Annotated in this window: 19 protein-coding genes; 18 read left to right on the top strand and 1 reads right to left on the bottom strand. The window is 52.0% G+C overall.

Features of this window, described 5'->3' with window-relative positions; genetic code table 11:
- Positions 1 to 55: 55 nt before the first annotated feature.
- A complete protein-coding gene (map, locus tag U0026_RS18485; protein ID WP_062772157.1) occupies positions 56 to 850 on the bottom strand; it encodes a type I methionyl aminopeptidase in 795 nt (264 codons plus the stop codon).
- Positions 851 to 1,180: 330 nt separating this feature from the next.
- On the opposite strand from map, the gene rpsB reads away from it, so the two are divergent.
- From rpsB to U0026_RS18395, 18 genes are all read left to right on the top strand, one after another.
- A complete protein-coding gene (rpsB, locus tag U0026_RS18480; RefSeq protein WP_062772160.1) occupies positions 1,181 to 1,906 on the top strand; it encodes a 30S ribosomal protein S2 in 726 nt (241 codons plus the stop codon).
- Positions 1,907 to 2,040: 134 nt separating this feature from the next.
- Positions 2,041 to 2,892, top strand: a complete 852-nt coding sequence (tsf, locus tag U0026_RS18475) for a translation elongation factor Ts (protein WP_062772163.1) — start codon at positions 2,041 to 2,043, stop codon at positions 2,890 to 2,892.
- A gap of 172 nt (positions 2,893 to 3,064) precedes the next feature.
- Positions 3,065 to 3,790: a UMP kinase gene (gene pyrH / locus U0026_RS18470; protein WP_062772166.1), complete on the top strand. Its 726-nt coding sequence runs from the start codon at positions 3,065 to 3,067 to the stop codon at positions 3,788 to 3,790.
- A 212-nt stretch (positions 3,791 to 4,002) separates the two neighbouring features.
- On the top strand, positions 4,003 to 4,560 hold the full coding sequence (gene frr / locus U0026_RS18465) for a ribosome recycling factor (protein ID WP_062772169.1): 558 nt from the start codon (positions 4,003 to 4,005) through the stop codon (positions 4,558 to 4,560).
- Between the two features lie 162 nt (positions 4,561 to 4,722).
- Entirely contained in the window at positions 4,723 to 5,919 is a 1,197-nt protein-coding gene (gene ispC / locus U0026_RS18460; protein WP_062772172.1) for a 1-deoxy-D-xylulose-5-phosphate reductoisomerase, read from the top strand.
- A gap of 236 nt (positions 5,920 to 6,155) precedes the next feature.
- A complete protein-coding gene (gene ispU / locus U0026_RS18455) occupies positions 6,156 to 6,914 on the top strand; it encodes a (2E,6E)-farnesyl-diphosphate-specific ditrans,polycis-undecaprenyl-diphosphate synthase (protein WP_062772175.1) in 759 nt (252 codons plus the stop codon).
- Positions 6,915 to 6,926: 12 nt separating this feature from the next.
- A complete protein-coding gene (cdsA, locus tag U0026_RS18450) occupies positions 6,927 to 7,784 on the top strand; it encodes a phosphatidate cytidylyltransferase (protein ID WP_062772178.1) in 858 nt (285 codons plus the stop codon).
- Between the two features lie 11 nt (positions 7,785 to 7,795).
- Positions 7,796 to 9,148, top strand: a complete 1,353-nt coding sequence (gene rseP / locus U0026_RS18445) for a sigma E protease regulator RseP (protein ID WP_062772181.1) — start codon at positions 7,796 to 7,798, stop codon at positions 9,146 to 9,148.
- Between the two features lie 29 nt (positions 9,149 to 9,177).
- Complete coding sequence (gene bamA / locus U0026_RS18440; protein ID WP_062772184.1) at positions 9,178 to 11,589, top strand: outer membrane protein assembly factor BamA; 2,412 nt, start codon at positions 9,178 to 9,180, stop codon at positions 11,587 to 11,589.
- 126 nt (positions 11,590 to 11,715) lie between these two features.
- Positions 11,716 to 12,201: a molecular chaperone Skp gene (gene skp, locus U0026_RS18435; RefSeq protein WP_062772187.1), complete on the top strand. Its 486-nt coding sequence runs from the start codon at positions 11,716 to 11,718 to the stop codon at positions 12,199 to 12,201.
- A gap of 3 nt (positions 12,202 to 12,204) precedes the next feature.
- Positions 12,205 to 13,230: a UDP-3-O-(3-hydroxymyristoyl)glucosamine N-acyltransferase gene (lpxD, locus tag U0026_RS18430; RefSeq protein WP_062772190.1), complete on the top strand. Its 1,026-nt coding sequence runs from the start codon at positions 12,205 to 12,207 to the stop codon at positions 13,228 to 13,230.
- A 100-nt stretch (positions 13,231 to 13,330) separates the two neighbouring features.
- Positions 13,331 to 13,786: a 3-hydroxyacyl-ACP dehydratase FabZ gene (fabZ, locus tag U0026_RS18425; RefSeq protein WP_062772193.1), complete on the top strand. Its 456-nt coding sequence runs from the start codon at positions 13,331 to 13,333 to the stop codon at positions 13,784 to 13,786.
- Positions 13,787 to 13,789: 3 nt separating this feature from the next.
- Positions 13,790 to 14,578: an acyl-ACP--UDP-N-acetylglucosamine O-acyltransferase gene (gene lpxA, locus U0026_RS18420; protein ID WP_062772196.1), complete on the top strand. Its 789-nt coding sequence runs from the start codon at positions 13,790 to 13,792 to the stop codon at positions 14,576 to 14,578.
- Positions 14,578 to 15,726 carry a lipid-A-disaccharide synthase gene (lpxB, locus tag U0026_RS18415; RefSeq protein WP_062772199.1) on the top strand — a complete coding sequence of 383 codons (1,149 nt, stop codon included), beginning with the start codon at positions 14,578 to 14,580 and terminating at the stop codon, positions 15,724 to 15,726. Before lpxA ends, lpxB begins: the two co-directional genes overlap by 1 nt.
- On the top strand, positions 15,723 to 16,319 hold the full coding sequence (rnhB, locus tag U0026_RS18410; RefSeq protein WP_062772202.1) for a ribonuclease HII: 597 nt from the start codon (positions 15,723 to 15,725) through the stop codon (positions 16,317 to 16,319). Before lpxB ends, rnhB begins: the two co-directional genes overlap by 4 nt.
- A gap of 35 nt (positions 16,320 to 16,354) precedes the next feature.
- Positions 16,355 to 19,837 carry a DNA polymerase III subunit alpha gene (dnaE, locus tag U0026_RS18405; RefSeq protein WP_062772205.1) on the top strand — a complete coding sequence of 1,161 codons (3,483 nt, stop codon included), beginning with the start codon at positions 16,355 to 16,357 and terminating at the stop codon, positions 19,835 to 19,837.
- 12 nt (positions 19,838 to 19,849) lie between these two features.
- On the top strand, positions 19,850 to 20,809 hold the full coding sequence (gene accA, locus U0026_RS18400; protein WP_062772208.1) for an acetyl-CoA carboxylase carboxyl transferase subunit alpha: 960 nt from the start codon (positions 19,850 to 19,852) through the stop codon (positions 20,807 to 20,809).
- A gap of 179 nt (positions 20,810 to 20,988) precedes the next feature.
- Positions 20,989 to 22,776, top strand: a complete 1,788-nt coding sequence (locus U0026_RS18395) for a chitinase (RefSeq protein ID WP_062772211.1) — start codon at positions 20,989 to 20,991, stop codon at positions 22,774 to 22,776.
- Positions 22,777 to 22,793: the final 17 nt, after the last annotated feature.

Raw genomic sequence — 22,793 nt, 5'->3', positions numbered from 1 at the left:
CACCCATAAGAAAAAACGATTACCTAAAAAAAAACCGGCTTTCGCCGGCTTCTTATCATTCGTCGTGCGAGATTATCGCCGGGATGGTGTCATCCTTGCGTAATGTCAGTATTTCGCAGCCGTTGTCTGTCACCACAATAGTATGCTCGTACTGCGCAGACAAGCTCCGGTCTTTAGTTTTTACCGTCCAGCCGTCTTTCATGGTGCGGATTTCTTTCTTGCCGGCGTTAACCATCGGTTCAATGGTGAAGGTCATGCCTTGCTTCAATACAACATCGGTCTCGCGAGAGTCGTAGTGCAGGACCTGCGGCTCTTCATGGAAACCACGGCCGATACCGTGACCGCAGTATTCACGGACGACGGAGAAACCTTCGGCTTCGACGAATTTCTGGATAGCTGCGCCGATTTCGCGCAGGTTGACGCCAGGTTTAACCATTCTCAGTGCGACGTACAGACTTTCTTTGGTCACGCGGCACAGACGTTCGCCCAGAATGGTCGGTTTGCCGACGATAAACATTTTGGAAGTGTCGCCGTGGAACTCGTCTTTAATGACCGTGACGTCAATGTTGACGATATCACCATCTTTCAGGTGTTTTTCATCATCAGGGATACCGTGGCAGACCACTTCGTTAATCGAGATGCAGACCGATTTTGGGAAGCCGTGATAGTTCAGGCAAGCAGAAATTGCTTTCTGTTCGTTGACGATATAATCGTTACAGATGCGATCCAGTTCACCAGTGGTGACGCCAGGTTTCACATGCGGTTCGATCATTTCAAGCACTTCGGCAGCCAGACGGCCGGCAACGCGCATTTTTTCAATATCTTCAGGGGTTTTAATAGAGATTGCCATGGAATATGTCCATCAGTGTCGATTGTTTCGACAATAATTGAGTATTAGTGATGTCAATGTTAACAGCCAGGAGCACCCCCTGCCAAATTGAGAATCATTCTGAACTTCGCCTTTCGTGCCCTGCTGTGGTGATAACAACTGTTGGTGTCTTGGTCTATTTTATGGTATAAAGCGCGCCGAACTTCCGCTCAATGTTTTGGCTGGAAGCGACAAATCTCACTTTGTGTAATAACACACACGTATCGACACATATTCCGGGGTGCCCTTAGGGGTCGGTAATATGGGATACGTGGAGGCTTAACCCCAACTTTATCTATAGAGGTTTTTACCATGGCAACTGTTTCCATGCGCGACATGCTCAAGGCTGGTGTACACTTTGGTCACCAGACCCGTTACTGGAACCCGAAAATGAAGCCTTTCATCTTCGGCGCACGTAACAAAGTTCACATCATCAACCTTGAGAAAACTGTACCAATGTTCAACGACGCTCTGGCTGAACTGAACAAGATCTCTTCTCGCAAAGGCAAAATCCTTTTCGTTGGTACTAAGCGCGCTGCAAGCGAAGCTGTGAAAGAAGCTGCTAACAGCTGCGACCAGTTCTTCGTGAACCATCGCTGGTTGGGCGGCATGCTGACTAACTGGAAAACCGTTCGTCAGTCAATCAAACGCCTGAAAGATCTGGAAACTCAGTCTCAAGACGGTACTTTCGACAAGCTGACCAAAAAAGAAGCGCTGATGCGCACTCGTGAACTGGGCAAGCTGGAAAACAGCCTGGGCGGTATCAAAGACATGGGCGGCCTGCCGGACGCACTGTTCGTAATCGATGCTGACCATGAACACATTGCTATCAAAGAAGCGAACAACCTGGGTATCCCAGTATTCTCTATCGTTGATACCAACTCTGATCCAGATGGCGTTGATTTCGTTATCCCTGGTAACGACGATGCAATCCGTGCTGTGACCCTGTACCTGAGCGCAGTTGCTGCTACCGTTCGTGAAGGCCGTTCCCAGGATCTGGCTTCCCAAGCGGAAGAAAGCTTCGTAGAAGCTGAGTAATAAGGCACGCTCGTTAGAGCCCTTATAAACCAGGTAGTACACGTTTGGTTAGGGGGCCTGTCTATGGCCCCCTTTTTTACTTTTAAATCTGTGCGGTTTAGGCCGGGCAGATCAAATCTTCCGAGGATTTTAGAATGGCTGAAATTACCGCATCCCTGGTAAAAGAGCTGCGTGAGCGTACTGGCGCAGGCATGATGGATTGCAAAAAAGCACTGACTGAAGCTAACGGCGATATCGAGCTGGCAATCGAAAACATGCGTAAATCCGGTGCTATCAAAGCAGCGAAAAAAGCAGGCAACGTTGCTGCTGACGGCGTGATCAAAACTAAAATCAATGGCAACATCGCATTCATTCTGGAAGTTAACTGCCAGACTGACTTCGTTGCTAAAGATAGCGGTTTCCAGGCCTTTGCTGAGAAAGTACTGGACGCAGCGGTTGCTGGTAACATCACCGATGTTGACGTTCTGAAAGCACAGTTCGAAGAAGAACGTGTTGCCCTGGTTGCTAAAATCGGTGAGAACATCAACATCCGTCGTGTAGCTGCCCTGGAAGGTGAAGTTCTGGGTAACTACCAGCACGGTGCTCGCATCGGCGTTCTGGTTGCTGCAACTGGCGCTGACGAAGAACTGGTTAAACATCTGGCAATGCACGTTGCTGCAAGCAAGCCAGAATTCGTTAAACCAGAAGACGTATCTGCTGAAGTGGTAGAGAAAGAATACCAGGTTCAGTTGGATATCGCGATGCAGTCCGGTAAGCCAAAAGAAATCGCAGAGAAAATGGTTGAAGGCCGCATGAAGAAATTCACCGGCGAAGTTTCTCTGACCGGTCAGCCGTTCGTTATGGATCCAAGCAAAAACGTTGGCCAGCTGCTGAAAGAGCACAACGCTGACGTGACTGGTTTCATCCGCTTTGAAGTGGGCGAAGGCATCGAGAAAGTTGAGACTGACTTCGCAGCAGAAGTTGCTGCAATGTCTAAGCAGTCTTAATTGCTGTAAAGGAGCCGCCTGAGGGCGGCTCTCTTTTATGTTGCAAAGATTTATACAGTAACGAAAATCGTCATGTGGAAATCAGCCAGCTCCTATAGGGGCTTACCGGCAAGGATCGCATGATGTCACCTGAATTTTTACCATCCCATTCGTGACACTCTCAGGAAAGAAAATGGCTACCAACGCAAAACCTGTCTACAAACGTATTCTGCTTAAGCTTAGCGGTGAAGCATTGCAGGGGACTGAAGGCTTCGGGATTGACGCAAGTATTCTTGACCGCATGGCGCAAGAGATTAAAGAACTCGTTGAGCTGGGCATTCAGGTGGGTGTCGTCATTGGTGGTGGCAACCTGTTCCGTGGCGCAGGTCTGGCAAAAGCGGGTATGAACCGCGTTGTGGGCGACCACATGGGCATGCTGGCAACGGTCATGAACGGCCTGGCAATGCGTGACGCACTGCATCGCGCCTATGTGAACGCCCGCCTGATGTCAGCGATTCCGCTGAATGGCGTGTGCGACAACTACAGCTGGGCAGAGGCTATTAGCCTGCTGCGTAACAACCGCGTCGTGATTCTGTCCGCCGGTACTGGCAACCCGTTCTTTACCACCGACTCCGCAGCGTGCCTGCGTGGTATCGAAATCGAAGCTGACGTTGTGCTGAAAGCCACGAAAGTTGACGGTGTATTCACCGCTGACCCGGCAAAAGATCCGTCCGCGACCATGTACGATCAGCTGAGCTACAGCGATGTACTGGAACAAGAACTGAAAGTTATGGATCTGGCTGCATTTACGCTAGCCCGTGACCACAAATTGCCAATTCGCGTATTCAACATGAACAAACCAGGCGCATTACGTCGCGTGGTCATGGGCGAAAAAGAAGGCACTTTAATTACGGAATAATTTCCGTTGCGGCCATTTCCGGGTAAGATTCACATTTACCTGGCAGAATTGATTGATTCTATGGATTTCGAGTTGCGGGACAAAACGCATCCGCGGCTTGAAAGACGACGAGTATATTCTGTGGCCTGATTTAAACGAGACTATACTTAGCGCATTCTTTGCAATGTGTCATTGTCTGGTCTGACTGAGACTAGTTTTCAAGGATTCGTAACGTGATTAACGACATCAGAAAAGATGCGGAAGTACGCATGGAAAAATGCGTAGAAGCATTCAAAAACCAAATCAGCAAAATTCGCACCGGTCGTGCTTCTCCTAGCCTGCTGGACGGCATTGTCGTTGAGTATTACGGCACCCCAACTCCGCTTCGCCAGCTGGCAAGCGTGACGGTAGAAGACTCCCGTACGCTGAAAATTAACGTATTTGACCGTTCTTTAAGTCAAGCCGTTGAAAAAGCGATTATGGCATCTGACCTCGGTCTGAACCCAAGCTCTGCGGGCACCGACATTCGCGTCCCACTGCCAGCGCTGACCGAAGAACGTCGTAAAGACCTGACCAAAATCGTTCGCGGTGAAGCTGAACAGGCGCGCGTTTCCGTGCGTAACGTCCGTCGCGATGCGAACGATAAAGTGAAGGCGTTGCTGAAAGATAAAGAGATCAGCGAAGACGACGATCGCCGCTCTCAGGAAGACGTGCAGAAAATGACCGATGCTGCTATCAAGAAAGTTGAAGCGGCACTGGCAGAGAAAGAAGCGGAACTGATGCAGTTCTAATCTGTCTGCAAGCTGTGTGATAAACGCCGTACAGGAAGCGTAACCGCTTTGCTGGCGGCGTTTTGCTTTTTACTCGTCGTCTTTCAAGCCGTAGGTGCGATCACTTGCCGCTTTCCGCCAGCTTGAAATCCATAGAGTAAATTTATCTATTCCGGACCTCTCATGAAGCGATTAACTGTTCTGGGCTCAACAGGCTCGATTGGCTGCAACACGCTGGACGTGGTGCGCCACAATCCCGAAAGTTTTACGGTGACGGCGCTGGTGGCTGGCCAAAACGTCGATCGAATGATCGAACAATGTCTGGAGTTTTCTCCACGTTACGCGGTGATGGATGACGCACGTAGCGCCCACGCCGTGATGCTGGCATTGCGTGAACACGGTAGCCAAACGGAAGTCCTGAGCGGTCAGCAGGCGGCTTGTGATGTCGCCGCGCTGGACGAGGTGGATCAGGTGATGGCGGCGATTGTTGGTGCGGCCGGTCTGTTGCCAACGCTTGCGGCCATCCGCGCGGGCAAGGTTATTCTACTGGCGAATAAAGAGTCGCTGGTCACCTGCGGTCGACTGTTCCTGGAAGCGGTAAAACAACATAATGCCCAGCTTTTACCGGTGGACAGTGAACATAACGCTATCTTTCAGAGTTTACCGCAAAGTTTTCAGCGTGACTTAGGGTACGCTGACCTCGCACAGCATGGAGTATCCTCCATTCTGCTGACCGGATCTGGTGGTCCGTTCCGGGAAACGCCAATCGCCGAGCTGAGCGCTATGACGCCTGAGCAGGCATGTCGCCACCCGAATTGGTCAATGGGGCGTAAAATCTCCGTCGACTCGGCCACTATGATGAATAAAGGTCTGGAATACATCGAAGCCCGCTGGCTGTTTAATGCTTCAGCGCAGCAGATGGAAGTACTGATTCATCCTCAATCGGTTATTCACTCAATGGTGCGTTATCAGGACGGAAGCGTGCTGGCACAGTTGGGTGAGCCTGATATGCGAACGCCAATTGCGAACACAATGGCCTGGCCGCAGCGCGTGGTCTCCGGTGCTAAACCGCTGGATTTCTGCAAGATGAGCGCTTTGAGCTTCAGTGAGCCGGATTATGCCCGCTATCCTTGCCTGAAACTGGCGATGGAAGCCTTTGAACAAGGACAGGCAGCGACCACCGCATTGAATGCGGCAAATGAGATTGCGGTAGCCGCTTTCCTCGACGGTCAAATTCGCTTTACTGATATTGCGGCGGTCAATCTGGCCGTGCTCGAACACCTTGACCTCAGCGAACCGCAGAGCGTGGAGGCGGTGCTGGCTATTGATGTCAGGGCGCGCGAAGAAGCGACTGCGCAGGCGAAGCATTTCGTCCGGTAATGAGAACAGAATCAGCATTCAAACCATCACGGCATTTGTTAGCATCTGGCTTCAGTGATATAGTCTGCGCCACCCAATCGCCCTGCATTTTGGCTGTGTGATTGGGAGAGCCGTGATTTAGCACGGCTTTTTTGCGAGACAAAGATACGTAAAATCCTTCAGGCTAACCGGAGGATAAAATGTATAGCTGTATTCCGGGGTACCGCTCATCCCTTTTCATGGATTAATAACGCGTTATGTTGTCTGCTAATCAACCAACCAGTGAGAATCAGCCTACCCACGGTTGCCGTCATGTGGCGATCATTATGGATGGCAACGGCCGCTGGGCGAAGAAGCAAGGTAAGATTCGCGCCTTTGGACATAAAGCCGGGGCGAAATCCGTACGCCGTGCTGTCGCTTACGCCGCGAGTCATGGTATTGAGGCACTGACGCTCTACGCATTCAGCAGTGAAAACTGGAACCGCCCGGAACAAGAGGTGAGTGCGTTGATGGAGCTGTTTGTTTGGGCTCTGGACAGCGAAGTGAAAAGCCTGCACCGCCATAACGTTCGGTTGCGGATTATTGGCGATACCCGTCGGTTTAATTCGCGTCTGCAAGAGCGGATCCGTAAAGCGCAAGCGCTCACGGAAAATAATACGGGGTTAACATTGAACATCGCTGCAAATTACGGCGGCCGATGGGATATTATTCAGGGAGTTCAGCGCTTAGCCGAACAGGTTCAGGAAGGGGTACTCCGCCCCGATCAAATCAGTGAAGAGTTGCTCACTGAGCAAATCTGTATGCATGAACTGGCTCCCGTTGATTTAGTGATTAGGACCGGGGGAGAACATCGGATCAGTAATTTTCTTATCTGGCAAATTGCCTATGCTGAACTTTACTTTACAGATGTGCTTTGGCCCGATTTCGATGAACAAGACTTTGAGGGTGCGCTGTATGCTTTTGCTAATCGAGAGCGACGTTTCGGCGGTACCGAGCCTGGTGGCGACAAAGCCTGATGGGGGTAGCTTTTGCTGAAGTATCGCCTGATTTCTGCATTGATTTTAATACCGGTTGTTATTGCAGCCCTGTTTTTGCTGCCACCCGGTGGCTTTGCTATTGTCACGCTGGTTGTTTGCATGCTGGCAGCATGGGAATGGGGGCAATTTAGCGGTTTCACTTCGCGTACTCAGCGCGTGTGGTTAGCGGTATTATGCGGCCTATTGCTGGCGGTGATGCTATTTTTGATTCCGGAATATCACCACAATATTCATCAACCTGTCGTTGAGGGATCGCTATGGGCTTCCCTTATCTGGTGGGTGGTTGCGCTGGTGCTTGTTCTCTCATATCCGGCATCCGCTGCGTTCTGGCGTCACTCAAAAGCGCTGCGTCTGATTTTCGGTATTGCTACGATTGTTCCCTTCTTCTGGGGAATGCTGGCACTGCGTTCCTGGCATTATGACGAAAACCACTACAGTGGTGCGCTGTGGCTGCTCTACGTGATGATCCTGGTGTGGGGCGCAGACTCAGGCGCCTATATGTTTGGTAAATTGTTTGGCAAACATAAGCTGGCACCGAAGGTCTCTCCAGGGAAAACCTGGCAGGGCTTTATCGGGGGACTGGTCACGGCGGCGGTTATCTCCTGGGCCTATGGCGTATGGGCAAATCTGGACGTTGCACCATCCATCCTGTTAACCTGTTCCATCATTGCTGCGTTGGCTTCGGTATTGGGCGATCTCACTGAGAGTATGTTCAAACGTGAAGCGGGTATTAAAGACAGCGGCAATTTGATTCCAGGTCACGGTGGGATACTTGACCGAATTGACAGCCTGACGGCGGCGGTTCCAGTCTTCGCGTGTCTGTTGCTGCTGGTTTTCAGGACGATTTAACGGATGGACTTATGCTGAGTATTCTCTGGAACCTGGCCGCGTTTATTATCGCGCTAGGCGTATTGATCACCGTACATGAATTTGGTCATTTCTGGGTTGCTCGGCGCTGTGGTATCCGTGTAGAGCGCTTCTCCATTGGATTTGGGAAAGCGCTCTGGCGCCGCGTTGATAAACGCGGTACCGAATTTGTTATTGCCCTCATTCCTCTGGGCGGCTACGTTAAAATGCTTGATGAGCGTGTTGACGCCGTTGCCCCAGAAATGCGCCATATGGCGTTCAATAATAAAACGGTCGGTCAACGTGCCGCCGTGATTGCTGCCGGTCCCATTGCAAACTTCCTTTTTGCCATCTTCGCGTATTGGCTGGTGTTTATCATCGGTGTCCCTGGCGTTCGTCCGGTTGTTGGTGAAATAACCGCCAACTCGATCGCAGCGGAAGCACAAATTGCACCAGGCACGGAACTAAAAGCGGTAGATGGTATCGAAACGCCTGATTGGGATGCTGTTCGCATGGCGTTAGTGGCGAAAATCGGTGATGAAAGCACTACGTTCACCGTTGCCCCTTTCGGCAGTGACCAGCGGCAGGATAAAATCCTAAATCTCCGTCACTGGGCGTTTGAGCCAGATAAAGAAGATCCTGTGGCCTCGCTGGGGATTCGTCCTCGTGGTGCGCAAATTGAGTCTGTGTTAGCGGAAGTGCAATCTGGCTCTGCGGCACGTAAAGCCGGTTTACAAGCAGGGGATCGGATCGTTACAGTCAACGGTCAACCGCTGACACAATGGCTGACGTTTGTTACGCTGGTGCGTGACAACCCAGGCAAAGCGTTACAGTTGGGGATCGAAAGACAAGGGAGTCTCTTGTCTTTGACTCTGATACCGGATACAAAACCCGGTAGCGGAAAGGCAGAAGGGTTCGCAGGGGTAGTACCAAAAATTATCCCGCTGCCTGAGGAATACAAAACAGTGCGCCAGTATGGGCCGTTTAGCGCAATCGTCGAAGCTACGGAGAAAACCGGGCAGTTGATGAAGTTGACGGTCAGTATGCTGGGAAAATTGATCACCGGTGACGTCAAACTGAACAACCTCAGTGGGCCGATTTCTATCGCTCAAGGGGCTGGGATGTCTGCGGAGTTTGGGTTGATTTACTATCTGATGTTTCTTGCACTCATCAGCGTGAATCTAGGCATTATCAACCTGTTCCCGCTCCCCGTATTAGACGGGGGTCACTTGCTGTTTTTGGCGATAGAGAAGCTAAAAGGCGGCCCGGTATCCGAGCGAGTTCAAGACTTTAGTTATCGCATCGGCTCGATATTGCTGATGATGTTAATGGGGCTTGCACTTTTCAATGATTTCTCTCGGTTGTAAGAGAGTGTTAGGAAGAACGCATAATAACGATGGCGATGAAAAAGTTGCTTATAGCGACGCTGCTTTTTAGCAGCGCGACCGTATACGGTGCTGACGGGTTCGTGGTGAAGGACATTCATTTCGAAGGCTTGCAGCGAGTTGCTGTTGGTGCGGCCCTTCTCAGCATGCCTGTACGTCCTGGCGATACCGTCAATGACGACGATATCAGTAATACCATCCGTGCCCTGTTTGCGACGGGCAACTTTGAGGACGTCCGCGTTCTGAGAGACGGCGATGTATTGCTGGTGCAACTCAAAGAACGCCCAACCATTGCTAGCATTACCTTCTCCGGCAACAAGTCGGTGAAAGATGACATGCTTAAGCAGAACCTTGAAGCCTCTGGCGTCCGCGTGGGTGAATCTCTCGACCGTACTACACTGTCTGACATTGAGAAGGGGTTGGAAGACTTCTACTACAGCGTCGGTAAGTACAGTGCGAGCGTGAAAGCGGTGGTGACTCCGCTGCCACGTAACCGTGTTGACCTGAAACTGGTCTTCCAGGAAGGGGTTTCCGCGAAGATCCAGCAGATTAACATCGTGGGTAACCACGCGTTCAGCACGGAAGATCTGATCTCCACTTTCCAGCTGCGTGATGAAGTGCCGTGGTGGAACGTGGTCGGCGATCGTAAATACCAGAAACAGAAGCTGTCGGGTGACCTGGAAACCCTGCGCAGCTACTATCTGGATCGCGGTTACGCCCGTTTCAACATCGATTCCACGCAGGTGAGCCTGACGCCAGATAAAAAAGGCATCTACATCACCGTTAACATCACCGAAGGCGACCAGTACAAACTGTCTGGCGTGCAGGTGACGGGGAATCTGGCTGGGCACTCAGCGGAAATTGAGGGTCTGACCAAGATCGAGCCGGGCGAGCTGTATAACGGCGCGAAAGTGACCAAAATGGAAGATAACATTAAGAAACTTCTTGGTCGCTACGGCTACGCGTACCCACGCGTACAGTCACAGCCTGAAATTAACGATACGGATAAAACCGTTAAGTTACACATCAACGTCGATGCGGGTAACCGTTTCTACGTACGTAACATTCGCTTTGAAGGTAACGACACCTCTAAAGACTCCGTTCTGCGTCGCGAAATGCGTCAGATGGAAGGGGCGTGGTTGGGCGGCGATTTAGTTGACCAGGGTAAAGATCGTCTGAACCGTCTGGGTTACTTCGAAACCGTCGACACTGACACTCAGCGTGTACCGGGTAGCCCGGATCAGGTTGACGTAGTCTACAAGGTGAAAGAACGTAACACCGGTAGCTTCAACTTCGGTATCGGTTACGGTACTGAAAGCGGCGTGAGCTTCCAGGCGGGCGTTCAGCAGGATAACTGGTTAGGTACCGGTTACTCTGTCGGTATCAACGGTACCAAGAACGACTACCAGACCTACACCGAGCTTTCTGTGACCAACCCGTACTTTACGGTTGATGGCGTTAGCCTTGGCGGTCGTGTCTTCTACAATGACTTTAAAGCTGATGATGCTGACCTGTCTTCCTATACCAACAAAAGTTATGGTGTAGATGGCACGTTAGGCTTCCCGATTAACGAATACAACTCACTGCGTGCGGGTCTGGGCTATGTCCATAACGACCTGTCCAATATGGAACCGCAGGTAGCGATGTGGCGTTATCTGGACTCTATCGGTCAGACGGCGGGTAAAACCAGCGACGATAACGGTTTCTCGGCAAACGACTTCACCTTCAACTACGGTTGGACATACAACAAACTCGACCGCGGTTACTTCCCGACGGACGGTTCGCGTGTCAACCTGAATGGTAAAGTGACGATCCCGGGCTCCGATAACGAGTTCTACAAAGTGACCATGGATACGGCGTCTTACTTCCCAATTGATGACGATCATCAGTGGGTGGTTCTGGGTCGTACCAAGTGGGGTTACGGTGACGGGATCGGCAGCAAAGAATTGCCGTTCTATGAAAACTTCTATGCCGGTGGTTCTAGCACCGTGCGTGGTTTCCAGTCCAACACCATCGGTCCGAAAGCGGTTTATTACGGTGCGTCTGGTCTGGATAACTGTAACCAGTCCGGTGGTTACTGTAAGTCTGATGACGCCGTCGGCGGTAACGCCATGGCCGTTGCCAGCCTTGAGCTGATTGTACCAACGCCATTTATCAGTGATAAATACGCGAACTCCGTGCGTACGTCGTTCTTCTGGGATGCAGGTACCGTTTGGGATACCAACTGGCAGAACACGGCAGATATGAAAAATGCGGGCGTTCCAGACTACAGCGATCCAGGCAATATCCGTATGTCCGCAGGTATCGCATTACAATGGATGTCCCCATTAGGGCCGTTGGTCTTCTCCTACGCCCAGCCGTATAAGAAATACAGTGGAGACAAAGCCGAGCAGTTCCAGTTTAACATTGGTAAAACCTGGTAATTGCTCATTGCAAAGGAATGCGTGTTCAGTGCAGTTTTGCTGACATTAGGCATAGCGTCAGGTGGCCTCCGGGCCACCAAAAGAACAGTACCTTCGGGTACATATGGGATGGTAAGGAGTATTATTGTGAAAAAGTGGTTAGTCGCAGCGGGTCTGGGTTTAGCAATGGCCGCATCTGCTCAGGCAGCAGACAAAATTGCAATTGTTAATATGGGTAGCCTGTTCCAGCAAGTTGCACAGAAAACCGGTGTTTCCAGCACGCTGGAAAACGAATTCAAAGGCCGCGCTGGTGAACTTCAGCGTATGGAAGGCGACCTGCAGTCTAAAATGCAGCGTCTGCAGTCTATGAAAGCCGGTAGCGATCGCTCTAAACTGGAAAAAGACATCTCTTCACAGCGTCAGTCTTTCTCTCAGAAAGCACAGTCCTTTGAACAGGACCGTCAGCGTCGCACCAACGAAGAACGTGGCAAACTGGTTACTCGTATCCAGACTGCTGTGAAATCCGTTGCTGCAAGCCAGAGCATCGACCTGGTGGTTGACGCTAATGCCGTTGCATTCAACAGCAGCGATGTAAAAGACATCACCGCTGATGTACTGAAACAGGTTAAATAAGTAATGCCTTCTATTCGACTGGCTGATCTAGCTCAGCAGTTGGATGCGGAATTACACGGTGATGGCGATATCGTCATCACCGCTGTCGCGTCCATGCAATCCGCTAAGGCGGGTCATATCACGTTCCTGGTTAACCCCAAGTACCGTGATCATCTGTCCGCTTGCGAAGCGTCGGCGATTGTTCTGACGCAAGACTTACTGCCTTTTGCCAAAGGCGCTGCGCTGGTAGTGAAGAATCCCTACCTGACTTACGCACGTATGGCTCAAATTTTAGATACCACGCCACAGCCGGCGCAGGATATCGCTCCGAGCGCGGTGGTCAGTCCGTCCGCATTGCTCGGCAACAACGTTTCGATCGGCGCGAACGCGGTGATTGAATCTGACGTTGTGCTTGGCGATAACGTTGTGATTGGGGCGGGGTGTTTCGTTGGTAAAAAAACAAAAATTGGTGCCGGTTCACGCTTGTGGGCGAACGTTACCATTTACCACGAAGTCGAGATCGGTGAGAATTGCCTGATCCAATCCAGCACCGTTATTGGTTCGGATGGTTTTGGCTACGCTAACGATCGTGGCAACTGGGTGAAGATCCCTCAGTTGGGTCGCGTGATCATTGGCGACCGCGTGGAGATCGGTGCATGTACGACGATCGACCGTGGCGCACTCGACGATACGCAGATCGGTAACGGTGTTATCATTGATAACCAGTGCCAGATCGCGCATAACGTGGTGATTGGTGACAATACCGCCGTTGCTGGCGGTGTTATCATGGCCGGTAGCCTGAAAATTGGTCGTTACTGCATGATTGGCGGTGCCAGCGTGATTAACGGTCATATGGAAATTTGCGACAAAGTGACAGTGACCGGTATGGGTATGGTGATGCGTCCTATTACCGAACCGGGCGTTTACTCGTCAGGTATCCCGCTCCAGCCGAATAAGGCCTGGCGTAAAACCGCTGCACTAGTGATGAATATTGGTGAAATGAGCAAGCGTTTAAAAGCTGTTGAACGCAAACTCGATAATCAAGACTAATCATCATTTTTAGCTTTTCATTTCCGGCCTGTCGGTATTCTTGTAATCCGCCAGGCCGTGTTATTATTGCCCCTTAGTATATTTAGACAGGAAGAGTATTTTGACTACTGACACTCATACTCTGCACATTGAAGAGATTTTAGAACTTCTGCCGCACCGTTTCCCGTTCTTACTGGTAGACCGTGTGCTGGATTTTGAAGAAGGTCGTTTTCTGCGCGCAGTGAAAAATGTTTCCGTAAATGAGCCGTTTTTCCAGGGACACTTCCCTGGCAAGCCGATTTTACCCGGCGTGCTGATTCTGGAAGCCATGGCGCAGGCAACGGGTATTCTGGCGTTTAAAAGCGTTGGAAAACTGGAGCCAGGCGAACTGTATTACTTCGCGGGTATTGATGAAGCGCGCTTCAAGCGTCCTGTCGTGCCTGGCGATCAGATGATTATGGAAGTCACCTTCGAGAAAACCCGCCGTGGCCTGACTCGCTTTAAAGGCGTTGCGCTGGTCGACGGTAAAGTGGTTTGCGAAGCAACGATGATGTGTGCGCGTAGCCGGGAGTCCTAATCCATGATTGATAAAACCGCCTTTATCCATCCTACCGCCATTGTGGAAGACGGTGCCGTTATTGGCGCTAAAGCTCACATTGGCCCGTTTTGTATTGTGGGACCTAACGTCGAAATTGGCGAAGGTACCGTACTGAAGTCTCATGTTGTTGTTAACGGCCATACCAAAATTGGTCGTGATAACGAGATCTATCAGTTCGCCTCTATCGGGGAAGTTAACCAGGATCTTAAATATGCTGGTGAACCAACTCGCGTGGAAATTGGCGATCGCAACCGCATCCGCGAAAGCGTCACCATTCATCGTGGCACAGAACAGGGCGGTGGATTGACGAAGGTGGGCAGCGATAACCTGCTGATGATCAACGCCCACGTGGCGCATGATTGCACCGTAGGTGACCGCTGTATTCTGGCGAATAACGCAACCCTCGCGGGACACGTTTCGCTTGATGATTTTGTCATCATTGGCGGTATGACCGCTGTGCACCAGTTCTGCATTATTGGTTCACACGTGATGGTTGGCGGCTGTTCTGGCGTTGCTCAGGACGTTCCGCCGTACGTTATTGCGCAGGGCAACCATGCGACGCCGTTTGGCGTCAACATCGAAGGCCTGAAGCGTCGCGGCTTTAGCCGTGAAGCTATCACCGCGATCCGCAATGCCTACAAAGCGTTGTACCGCAGTGGCAAAACGTTGGACGAAGCAAAACCGGAAATCGCCGAACTGGCGAAGCAATATCCGGAAGTTCAGCCATTTAGCGATTTCTTTGCCCGCTCTACGCGTGGCCTGATTCGTTAATGACAGAGCAGCGTCCTTTAACGATTGCCCTGGTCGCCGGAGAAACCTCCGGCGATATTCTTGGTGCAGGTCTCATTCGCGCTCTCAAGGCGCGAGTGCCTAACGCACGCTTCGTCGGCGTTGCCGGCCCGCTGATGCAGGCCGAAGGTTGTGAAGCCTGGTATGAAATGGAAGAGCTGGCAGTGATGGGCATCGTTGAAGTGCTGGGGCGACTGCGTCGTTTGCTGCACATTCGCGCTGACCTGACCCAACGCTTCACCGATCTCAAGCCCGATGTCTTTGTCGGCATTGATGCCCCCGATTTCAACATTACTCTTGAGGGTAATCTCAAGAAGCAGGGGATCAAAACTATCCACTATGTCAGCCCATCAGTCTGGGCCTGGCGCCAGAAACGCGTCTTCAAAATTGGCAGATCCACCAATATGGTGCTGGCTTTTCTGCCTTTTGAAAAAGCGTTTTATGACAAATTTAACGTCCCGTGCCGCTTTATCGGCCATACCATGGCAGATGCTATGCCGCTGGATCCCGATAAAAACGCCGCGCGCGATACGCTGGGCATTGCCCACGACGTCCACTGTCTGGCGATGCTGCCTGGCAGCCGTGGCGCCGAAGTGGAAATGCTCAGCGCCGACTTTTTAAAAACCGCACAGCTGTTGCGCCAGCAGTACCCCGACCTTGAAGTGGTGGTGCCGCTGGTGAATGCGAAACGTCGTGAACAGTTTGAGCGTATCAAAGCCGAAGTGGCGCCCGACCTATCCGTGCATATGCTGGATGGCATGGCGCGTGAAGCGATGATCGCCAGCGATGCAGCGCTCCTTGCCTCTGGTACGGCGGCGCTGGAATGCATGCTGGCAAAATGCCCGATGGTTGTCGGCTATCGCATGAAGCCTTTTACCTTCTGGTTGGCAAAACGTCTGGTGAAAACCGACTACGTTTCTCTGCCAAACCTGCTGGCCGGTCGCGAACTGGTCAAAGAGCTGTTACAGGACGAATGTCAGCCGCAGCGGCTTGCTGAGGCGCTACAGCCGCTGTTGGCGAATGGTAAAACCAGCCATGCGATGCATGACACGTTCCGTGAACTGCACCTGCAAATTCGCTGCAATGCCGATGAACAGGCTGCGGATGCGGTGCTGGAGCTAGCACAATGATTGAATTTGTTTACCCCCATACCCACTTAGTTGCCGGTGTGGATGAAGTCGGACGGGGCCCTTTGGTTGGCGCCGTCGTGACGGCGGCGGTGATCCTGGATCCCACGCGCCCTATTATTGGGCTGAATGACTCAAAAAAGTTAAGTGAAAAACGCCGTCTGGCGCTGTTCGACGAAATTAAGGAGAAAGCGCTGTGCTGGAGTCTTGGCCGCGCAGAGCCGCACGAAATCGACGAACTGAATATTTTGCACGCCACCATGCTGGCGATGCAGCGCGCCGTTGCGGGGCTCTCAATTGCGCCAGAATATGTGCTGATTGACGGTAATCGCTGCCCTGCATTGCCCATGCCGTCGATGGCGGTCGTCAAGGGGGATAGCCGCGTGGCAGAAATCAGCGCCGCGTCTATTCTCGCTAAAGTGACGCGCGATGCGGAAATGACTGAGCTAGACAGCGTGCTTCCGCAGTATGGCTTTGCCAAGCATAAAGGCTATCCAACCGCTTTCCATCTTGAAGCGCTGGCGCAATATGGCGCTACCGAGCATCATCGACGCAGCTTTGCTCCCGTCAAACGCGTATTGGGACTGATGTCCTGATATCCGTACCGAGATAAGTAAACCGGAATTTAATAATGGCTGAACCACGTTTCGTGCACCTGCGGGTGCATAGCGACTACTCCATGATCGATGGGCTGGCGAAAACCGGGCCGCTGGTAAAAAAGGCGGCCGCGTTGGGCATGCCTGCGCTGGCGATCACCGATTTTACCAACCTCTGCGGCCTGGTGAAGTTCTACGGAGCGGGGCATGGTGCTGGTATCAAACCAATTGTTGGCGCCGACTTTCACGTCCAGAGCGAACTGTTTGGTGATGAACTCACCCAGTTGACGGTGCTGGCGGCGAACAACGTTGGCTATCAAAATCTGACGCTGCTCATCTCGAAAGCCTATCAGCGCGGTTACGGTGCGGCAGGGCCAATTATCGATCGTGATTGGCTGGTGGAATTAAAAGAAGGGTTAATTCTGCTCTCCGGTGCGCGTATGGGCGACGTCGGCCGTGCTTTACTGCGCGGCAATATGGCATTGGTTGAGCAATGCGCCGAGTTTTACGAAACACATTTCCCAAACGCTTATTTCCTTGAGCTCATTCGTACCGGTCGTCAGGATGAAGAGGCTTACCTTCATGCAGCGGTCAGGCTCGCGGAAACACGCGGCCTGCCGGTTGTGGCCACCAACGATGTTCGTTTTCTTGAACCCGGTGACTTTGACGCGCACGAAATTCGCGTGGCGATCCACGATGGTTTCACCCTCGATGATCCTAAACGCCCGCGCAACTACTCCACGCAGCAGTATATGCGTAGCGAAGACGAGATGTGCGAGCTGTTCTCCGATATCCCGGAAGCGCTGGAAAACAGCGTTGAGATAGCAAAACGTTGTAATGTTACGGTGCGTCTTGGCGAATACTTCCTGCCACAGTTCCCGACAGGTGAAATGACCACCGAGGATTTCCTCGTAGCCAAATCGCATGAAGGTCTGGAAGAACGCCTGGAATTTCTGTTCCCCGATCCAAAAGAGCGCGCGGAGAAACGCCCGCCTTACGATGAACGTCTGGAAATTGAACTTAAAGTTATCAACCAGATGGGCTTCCCGGGCTACTTCCTGATCGTGATGGAATTTATCCAGTGGTCAAAAGACAACGGCGTACCGGTTGGGCCGGGACGTGGTTCGGGCGCGGGCTCGCTGGTAGCCTATGCGCTGAAAATTACCGACCTCGATCCGCTGGAGTTTGACCTGCTGTTCGAACGCTTCCTGAACCCAGAACGTGTCTCGATGCCTGACTTCGACGTTGACTTCTGTATGGAGAAACGCGATCTGGTTATCGAACACGTGGCCGAAATGTACGGGCGTGATGCGGTATCGCAGATTATTACTTTCGGTACGATGGCGGCGAAAGCGGTTATCCGCGACGTGGGTCGCGTACTGGGGCATCCGTACGGGTTCGTTGATCGTATCTCAAAACTGGTGCCGCCAGACCCAGGGATGACGCTGGCGAAAGCTTTTGAAGCGGAACCCCAGTTACCCGAAATTTACGAGGCAGATGAAGAAGTTCGCGCGCTGATCGATATGGCTCGCAAGCTTGAAGGGGTCACCCGTAACGCCGGTAAACACGCCGGTGGTGTGGTTATCGCTCCGACTAAAATTACCGATTTTGCGCCGCTGTACTGTGATGAACAGGGGCTGCACCCGGTTACCCAGTTTGATAAGAATGACGTGGAATACGCCGGTCTGGTGAAGTTCGACTTCCTGGGTTTGCGTACGCTTACTATCATCAACTGGGCGCTGGAGATGATCAACGCCCGCCGTGAACGCAACGGTGAGCCGCCGTTGGATATCGCGACCATTCCACTGGAAGATAAGAAAAGCTTCGACATGCTGCAACGCTCGGAAACCACTGCGGTCTTCCAGCTTGAATCCCGCGGCATGAAAGATCTGATTAAACGTCTACAACCTGACTGCTTCGAAGATATGATAGCCCTGGTGGCCCTGTTCCGCCCGGGCCCGCTACAGTCGGGAATGGTAGATAACTTTATCGACCGTAAGCACGGACGTGAAGAAATCTCGTACCCGGATGTTCAGTGGCAGCATGAATGTCTGAAGCCGGTGCTGGAACCGACATATGGCATTATCCTGTACCAGGAACAGGTTATGCAGATTGCCCAGGAGCTTTCCGGCTATACTCTCGGCGGCGCGGATATGTTGCGTCGTGCGATGGGTAAGAAAAAGCCGGAAGAGATGGCCAAGCAGCGCGGCACTTTTGAAGATGGTGCGAAGAGCCGCGGCGTGGATGGCGAACTGGCGATGAAAATCTTTGACCTGGTGGAGAAATTCGCCGGTTATGGGTTTAACAAATCTCACTCCGCAGCCTATGCGCTGGTCTCTTATCAGACGCTGTGGCTGAAAGCGCACTACCCGGCCGAGTTTATGGCGGCGGTAATGACTGCCGATATGGACAACACCGAGAAGGTGGTAGGGCTGGTGGATGAGTGCTGGCGGATGGGGCTGAAAATATTGCCGCCAGATATCAATTCCGGTTTATATCATTTCCACGTTAATCAGGACGGGGAAATCGTGTATGGTATCGGCGCGATTAAAGGCGTCGGTGAAGGCCCGATTGAAGCGATCATTGAAGCGCGCAATAACGGGGGCTATTTCCGCGAGCTGTTTGACCTGTGCGCGCGTACCGACACGAAAAAGCTTAACCGCAGAGTGCTGGAAAAATTGATTATGTCCGGGGCGTTCGACCGCCTTGGGCCACACCGTGCGGCGCTGATGAATTCGCTGGGCGATGCGTTAAAAGCGGCCGATCAGCATGCGAAAGCGGAAGCTATTGGTCAGGCGGATATGTTCGGTGTGTTAGCCGAAGAGCCAGAGCAGATTGAGCAGTCTTATGCTAACTGTATGCCCTGGCCTGAACATACGGTACTGGAAGGTGAGCGGGAAACGTTAGGGTTATACTTAACGGGTCACCCAATCAACCAATACCTGAAAGAAATTGAGCGCTATGTCGGCGGCTATCGGCTAAAAGACATGCATCCGACAGAACGTGGTAAAGTCACCACGGCTGCGGGGCTCGTGATTGCCTCAAGGGTTATGGTCACCAAGCGAGGCAATCGTATCGGCATCTGTACGTTGGATGACCGATCCGGAAGGCTAGAAGTGATGTTATTCACCGAAGCCCTGGAAAAATACCAGCATCTGCTGGAAAACGACCGCATACTTATCGTCAGCGGACAGGTCAGCTTTGATGACTTCAGCGGCGGCCTTAAAATGATGGCCCGCGAAGTGATGGACATTGACGAAGCCCGGGAAAAATACGCTCGCGGGCTTGCTATCTCGCTGACGGACAGGCAAATTGATGACCAGCTTTTAAACCGACTCCGTCAGTCTCTGGAACCCCATCGTTCGGGAACCATTCCAGTACATCTCTACTATCAGAGGGCGGATGCACGTGCGCGGTTGCGTTTCGGTGCAACCTGGCGTGTCTCTCCGAGCGATCGTTTACTCAACGATTTGCGTGGCCTCATCGGTTCGGAGCAGGTGGAACTGGAGTTTGACTAATACAGGAATACTATGAGTCTGAATTTCCTTGATTTTGAACAGCCGATTGCAGAGCTGGAAGCAAAAATCGATTCTTTGACTGCGGTTAGCCGTCATGATGAGAAGCTGGATATTAATATCGACGAAGAAGTGCATCGTCTGCGCGAAAAAAGCGTAGAGCTGACGCGCAAAATCTTTGCCGATCTCGGCGCATGGCAGGTAGCCCAATTGGCGCGCCACCCACAGCGTCCGTACACCCTGGATTATGTCCGTCTGGCGTTTGATGAATTTGACGAACTGGCGGGCGATCGCGCTTATGCTGATGATAAAGCTATCGTCGGTGGTATCGCACGTCTGGACGGTCGTCCGGTGATGATCATTGGTCATCAGAAGGGGCGCGAAACCAAAGAGAAGATTCGTCGCAACTTCGGCATGCCGGCACCGGAAGGTTACCGTAAAGCCCTGCGTCTGATGGAAATGGCCGAGCGCTTCAACATGCCTATCGTGACCTTCATCGACACCCCGGGTGCATACCCAGGCGTCGGCGCAGAAGAACGCGGTCAGTCTGAAGCTATCGCCCGTAACCTGCGTGAAATGTCCCGTCTGAGCGTTCCGGTTATCTGTACCGTTATCGGTGAAGGTGGTTCCGGCGGTGCGCTGGCCATTGGTGTGGGTGATAAAGTGAATATGCTGCAATACAGCACCTATTCCGTTATCTCTCCCGAAGGCTGTGCTTCTATTCTGTGGAAAAGTGCAGATAAAGCGCCGTTGGCGGCTGAAGCGATGGGTATCATTGCCCCGCGTTTGAAAGAGCTGAAGCTTATCGATTCCATCATCCCGGAACCTTTGGGCGGTGCGCATCGTAACCCGGAAGCCATCGCGGCATCGCTGAAAGCGCAGATTCTTGCCGATCTTGCCGATCTCGATGTGTTGAGCAAAGAAGATCTGCTCAATCGCCGTTATCAGCGTCTGATGAGCTACGGCTACGCCTGATTATCACATCATTTATTTTTCTAAGGGCCGGATTTTCCGGCCCTTTTTTTATGTGATGTTTGCTGAGATTGAAAAGAGGGAAAGTGATTAGCCAATGATGTCGTTCTCCGACAACACTGCAACAACTGCCGGGCATTAAGCCAGTACAGGCAGCCAACAAGGAGAAAAGGAGAACAACTATGGCATCATCTAAAATTATTTCACTAAGCGCTGTGGCCGCAGGGATTATGTTAAGTCTTGGGGCTGCTCATGCGGCACCGCTGCTGGGGGCAACCGAGGCAACCACCATTAAGGCGAGTGAACTCGCGGCAAAAGAAAAAGCTTTAACCGATTTCCCGCTGATGAATTCAGTCAAATCTTCCATTCAAACGCTCTCTAACAGCGACGTTGAGAAGATTGAAGCGGGTCGAGCGGCTAACCCTGCAAACGTCAAACGCGTTGAGAGTATGTTGACCGAGAAGGACTGGGAATATCTGTTCCCCATGCGAGCACCGGAATACACCTATGCTAACTTCCTGAAAGCGATTGGTAAATTCCCAGCCGTTTGTGGCACCTATACCGATGGTCGTGACAGCGATGCCATATGTCGTAAATCTCTGGCAACGATGTTTGCGCACTTCGCCCAGGAAACAGGTGGACATGAAAGCTGGCGTGATATTCCAGAATGGCGTCAGGCGTTGGTCTATCTGCGTGAAATGGGTTGGGTTGAAGGGCAGAAGGGCGGCTATAACGGCGAGTGTAACCCGGATATCTGGCAGGGACAAACCTGGCCTTGTGGTAAAGATAAAGATGGTGATTATCTGAGCTACTTTGGCCGTGGAGCGAAACAGCTCTCCTATAACTACAACTATGGTCCATTCTCTGACGCCATGTATGGCGGTGACGTGCGACCACTGCTGGATAAACCAGAGCTGGTGGCTGATACCTGGATGAACCTGGCCAGCGCCGTCTTCTTCTTTGTTTACCCACAGCCGCCGAAGCCATCCATGCTGCACGTTATTGATGGCACCTGGCAGCCGAACGATCACGATAAAGCGAATGGTTTAGTCGACGGGTTTGGCGTAACCATCCAGATTATTAACGGCGGCGTTGAGTGCGGTGGTGCGGCTGAAAATGCGCAATCACTTAATCGTATTGCTTACTACAAAGAGTTCGCCAACTATCTTAAAGTACCGATTGCTGACGATGAAGTTCTTGGTTGTAAGAACATGAAGCAGTTTGATGAAGGCGGTGCGGGTGCTCTGCCAATCTACTGGGAAATGGATTGGGGATGGAGCGCTGAGACCCCAGATGGTAAAACCAATACGTGTCAGTTGGTCGGTTATCAGACACCTTATAGCGCCTTTAAAGAAGGCGACTACACGAAGTGTGTTCAGAAGCACTTCAACGTGAATGTGGTTGATGATAACGGCGAGGCGGATACGGCCGCTGATACCACTGAAGATACCACGCCAGCCCCAACCGTCAACGTGGCTCCTGTAGCGCAGATTGCTGGCCCGGTGGGCGCAGTTGAAGCGGGTAGCCAGGTTTCCCTCAGTGCCGCAGGCTCAACCGATGCCAATGGTGACAAACTGAGCTACACCTGGATGTCACAAGATGGACAGACGCTGAGCGGCCAGGACAAAGCTGTTATCTCTTTTGCGGCACCTGAAAGCGATAAAGATGCGCAGTATGTCGTGAGCATGACGGTAAGCGATGGCTCATTATCCACTACCACCACCTATACCTTGAATGTAAAGGCTAAAGCGGCGGGCACGGATGAAGCTACTGGGGAAGATGAAAGCGGTTCTGTCAGCTATCCATCCTGGAGCGCAAGACAGACCTGGAAGGCGGGGGATATCGTCAATAACCACGGCGCGCTGTACCAATGTAAACCGTTGCCAGAAGGTGCGTGGTGCAATGTTGCACCGACATACTACGAACCGGGCGCAGGTATTGCGTGGGGAGATGCCTGGAAGGCGATGTAAGATCCAGAATCATGCCA

Source organism: Kluyvera intermedia (genome assembly GCF_034424175.1).
Taxonomy (GTDB): domain Bacteria; phylum Pseudomonadota; class Gammaproteobacteria; order Enterobacterales; family Enterobacteriaceae; genus Kluyvera; species Kluyvera intermedia.
The sequence above is the reverse complement of the archived record's forward strand: the minus strand, read 5'-3'. Positions and strand labels throughout refer to the sequence as shown.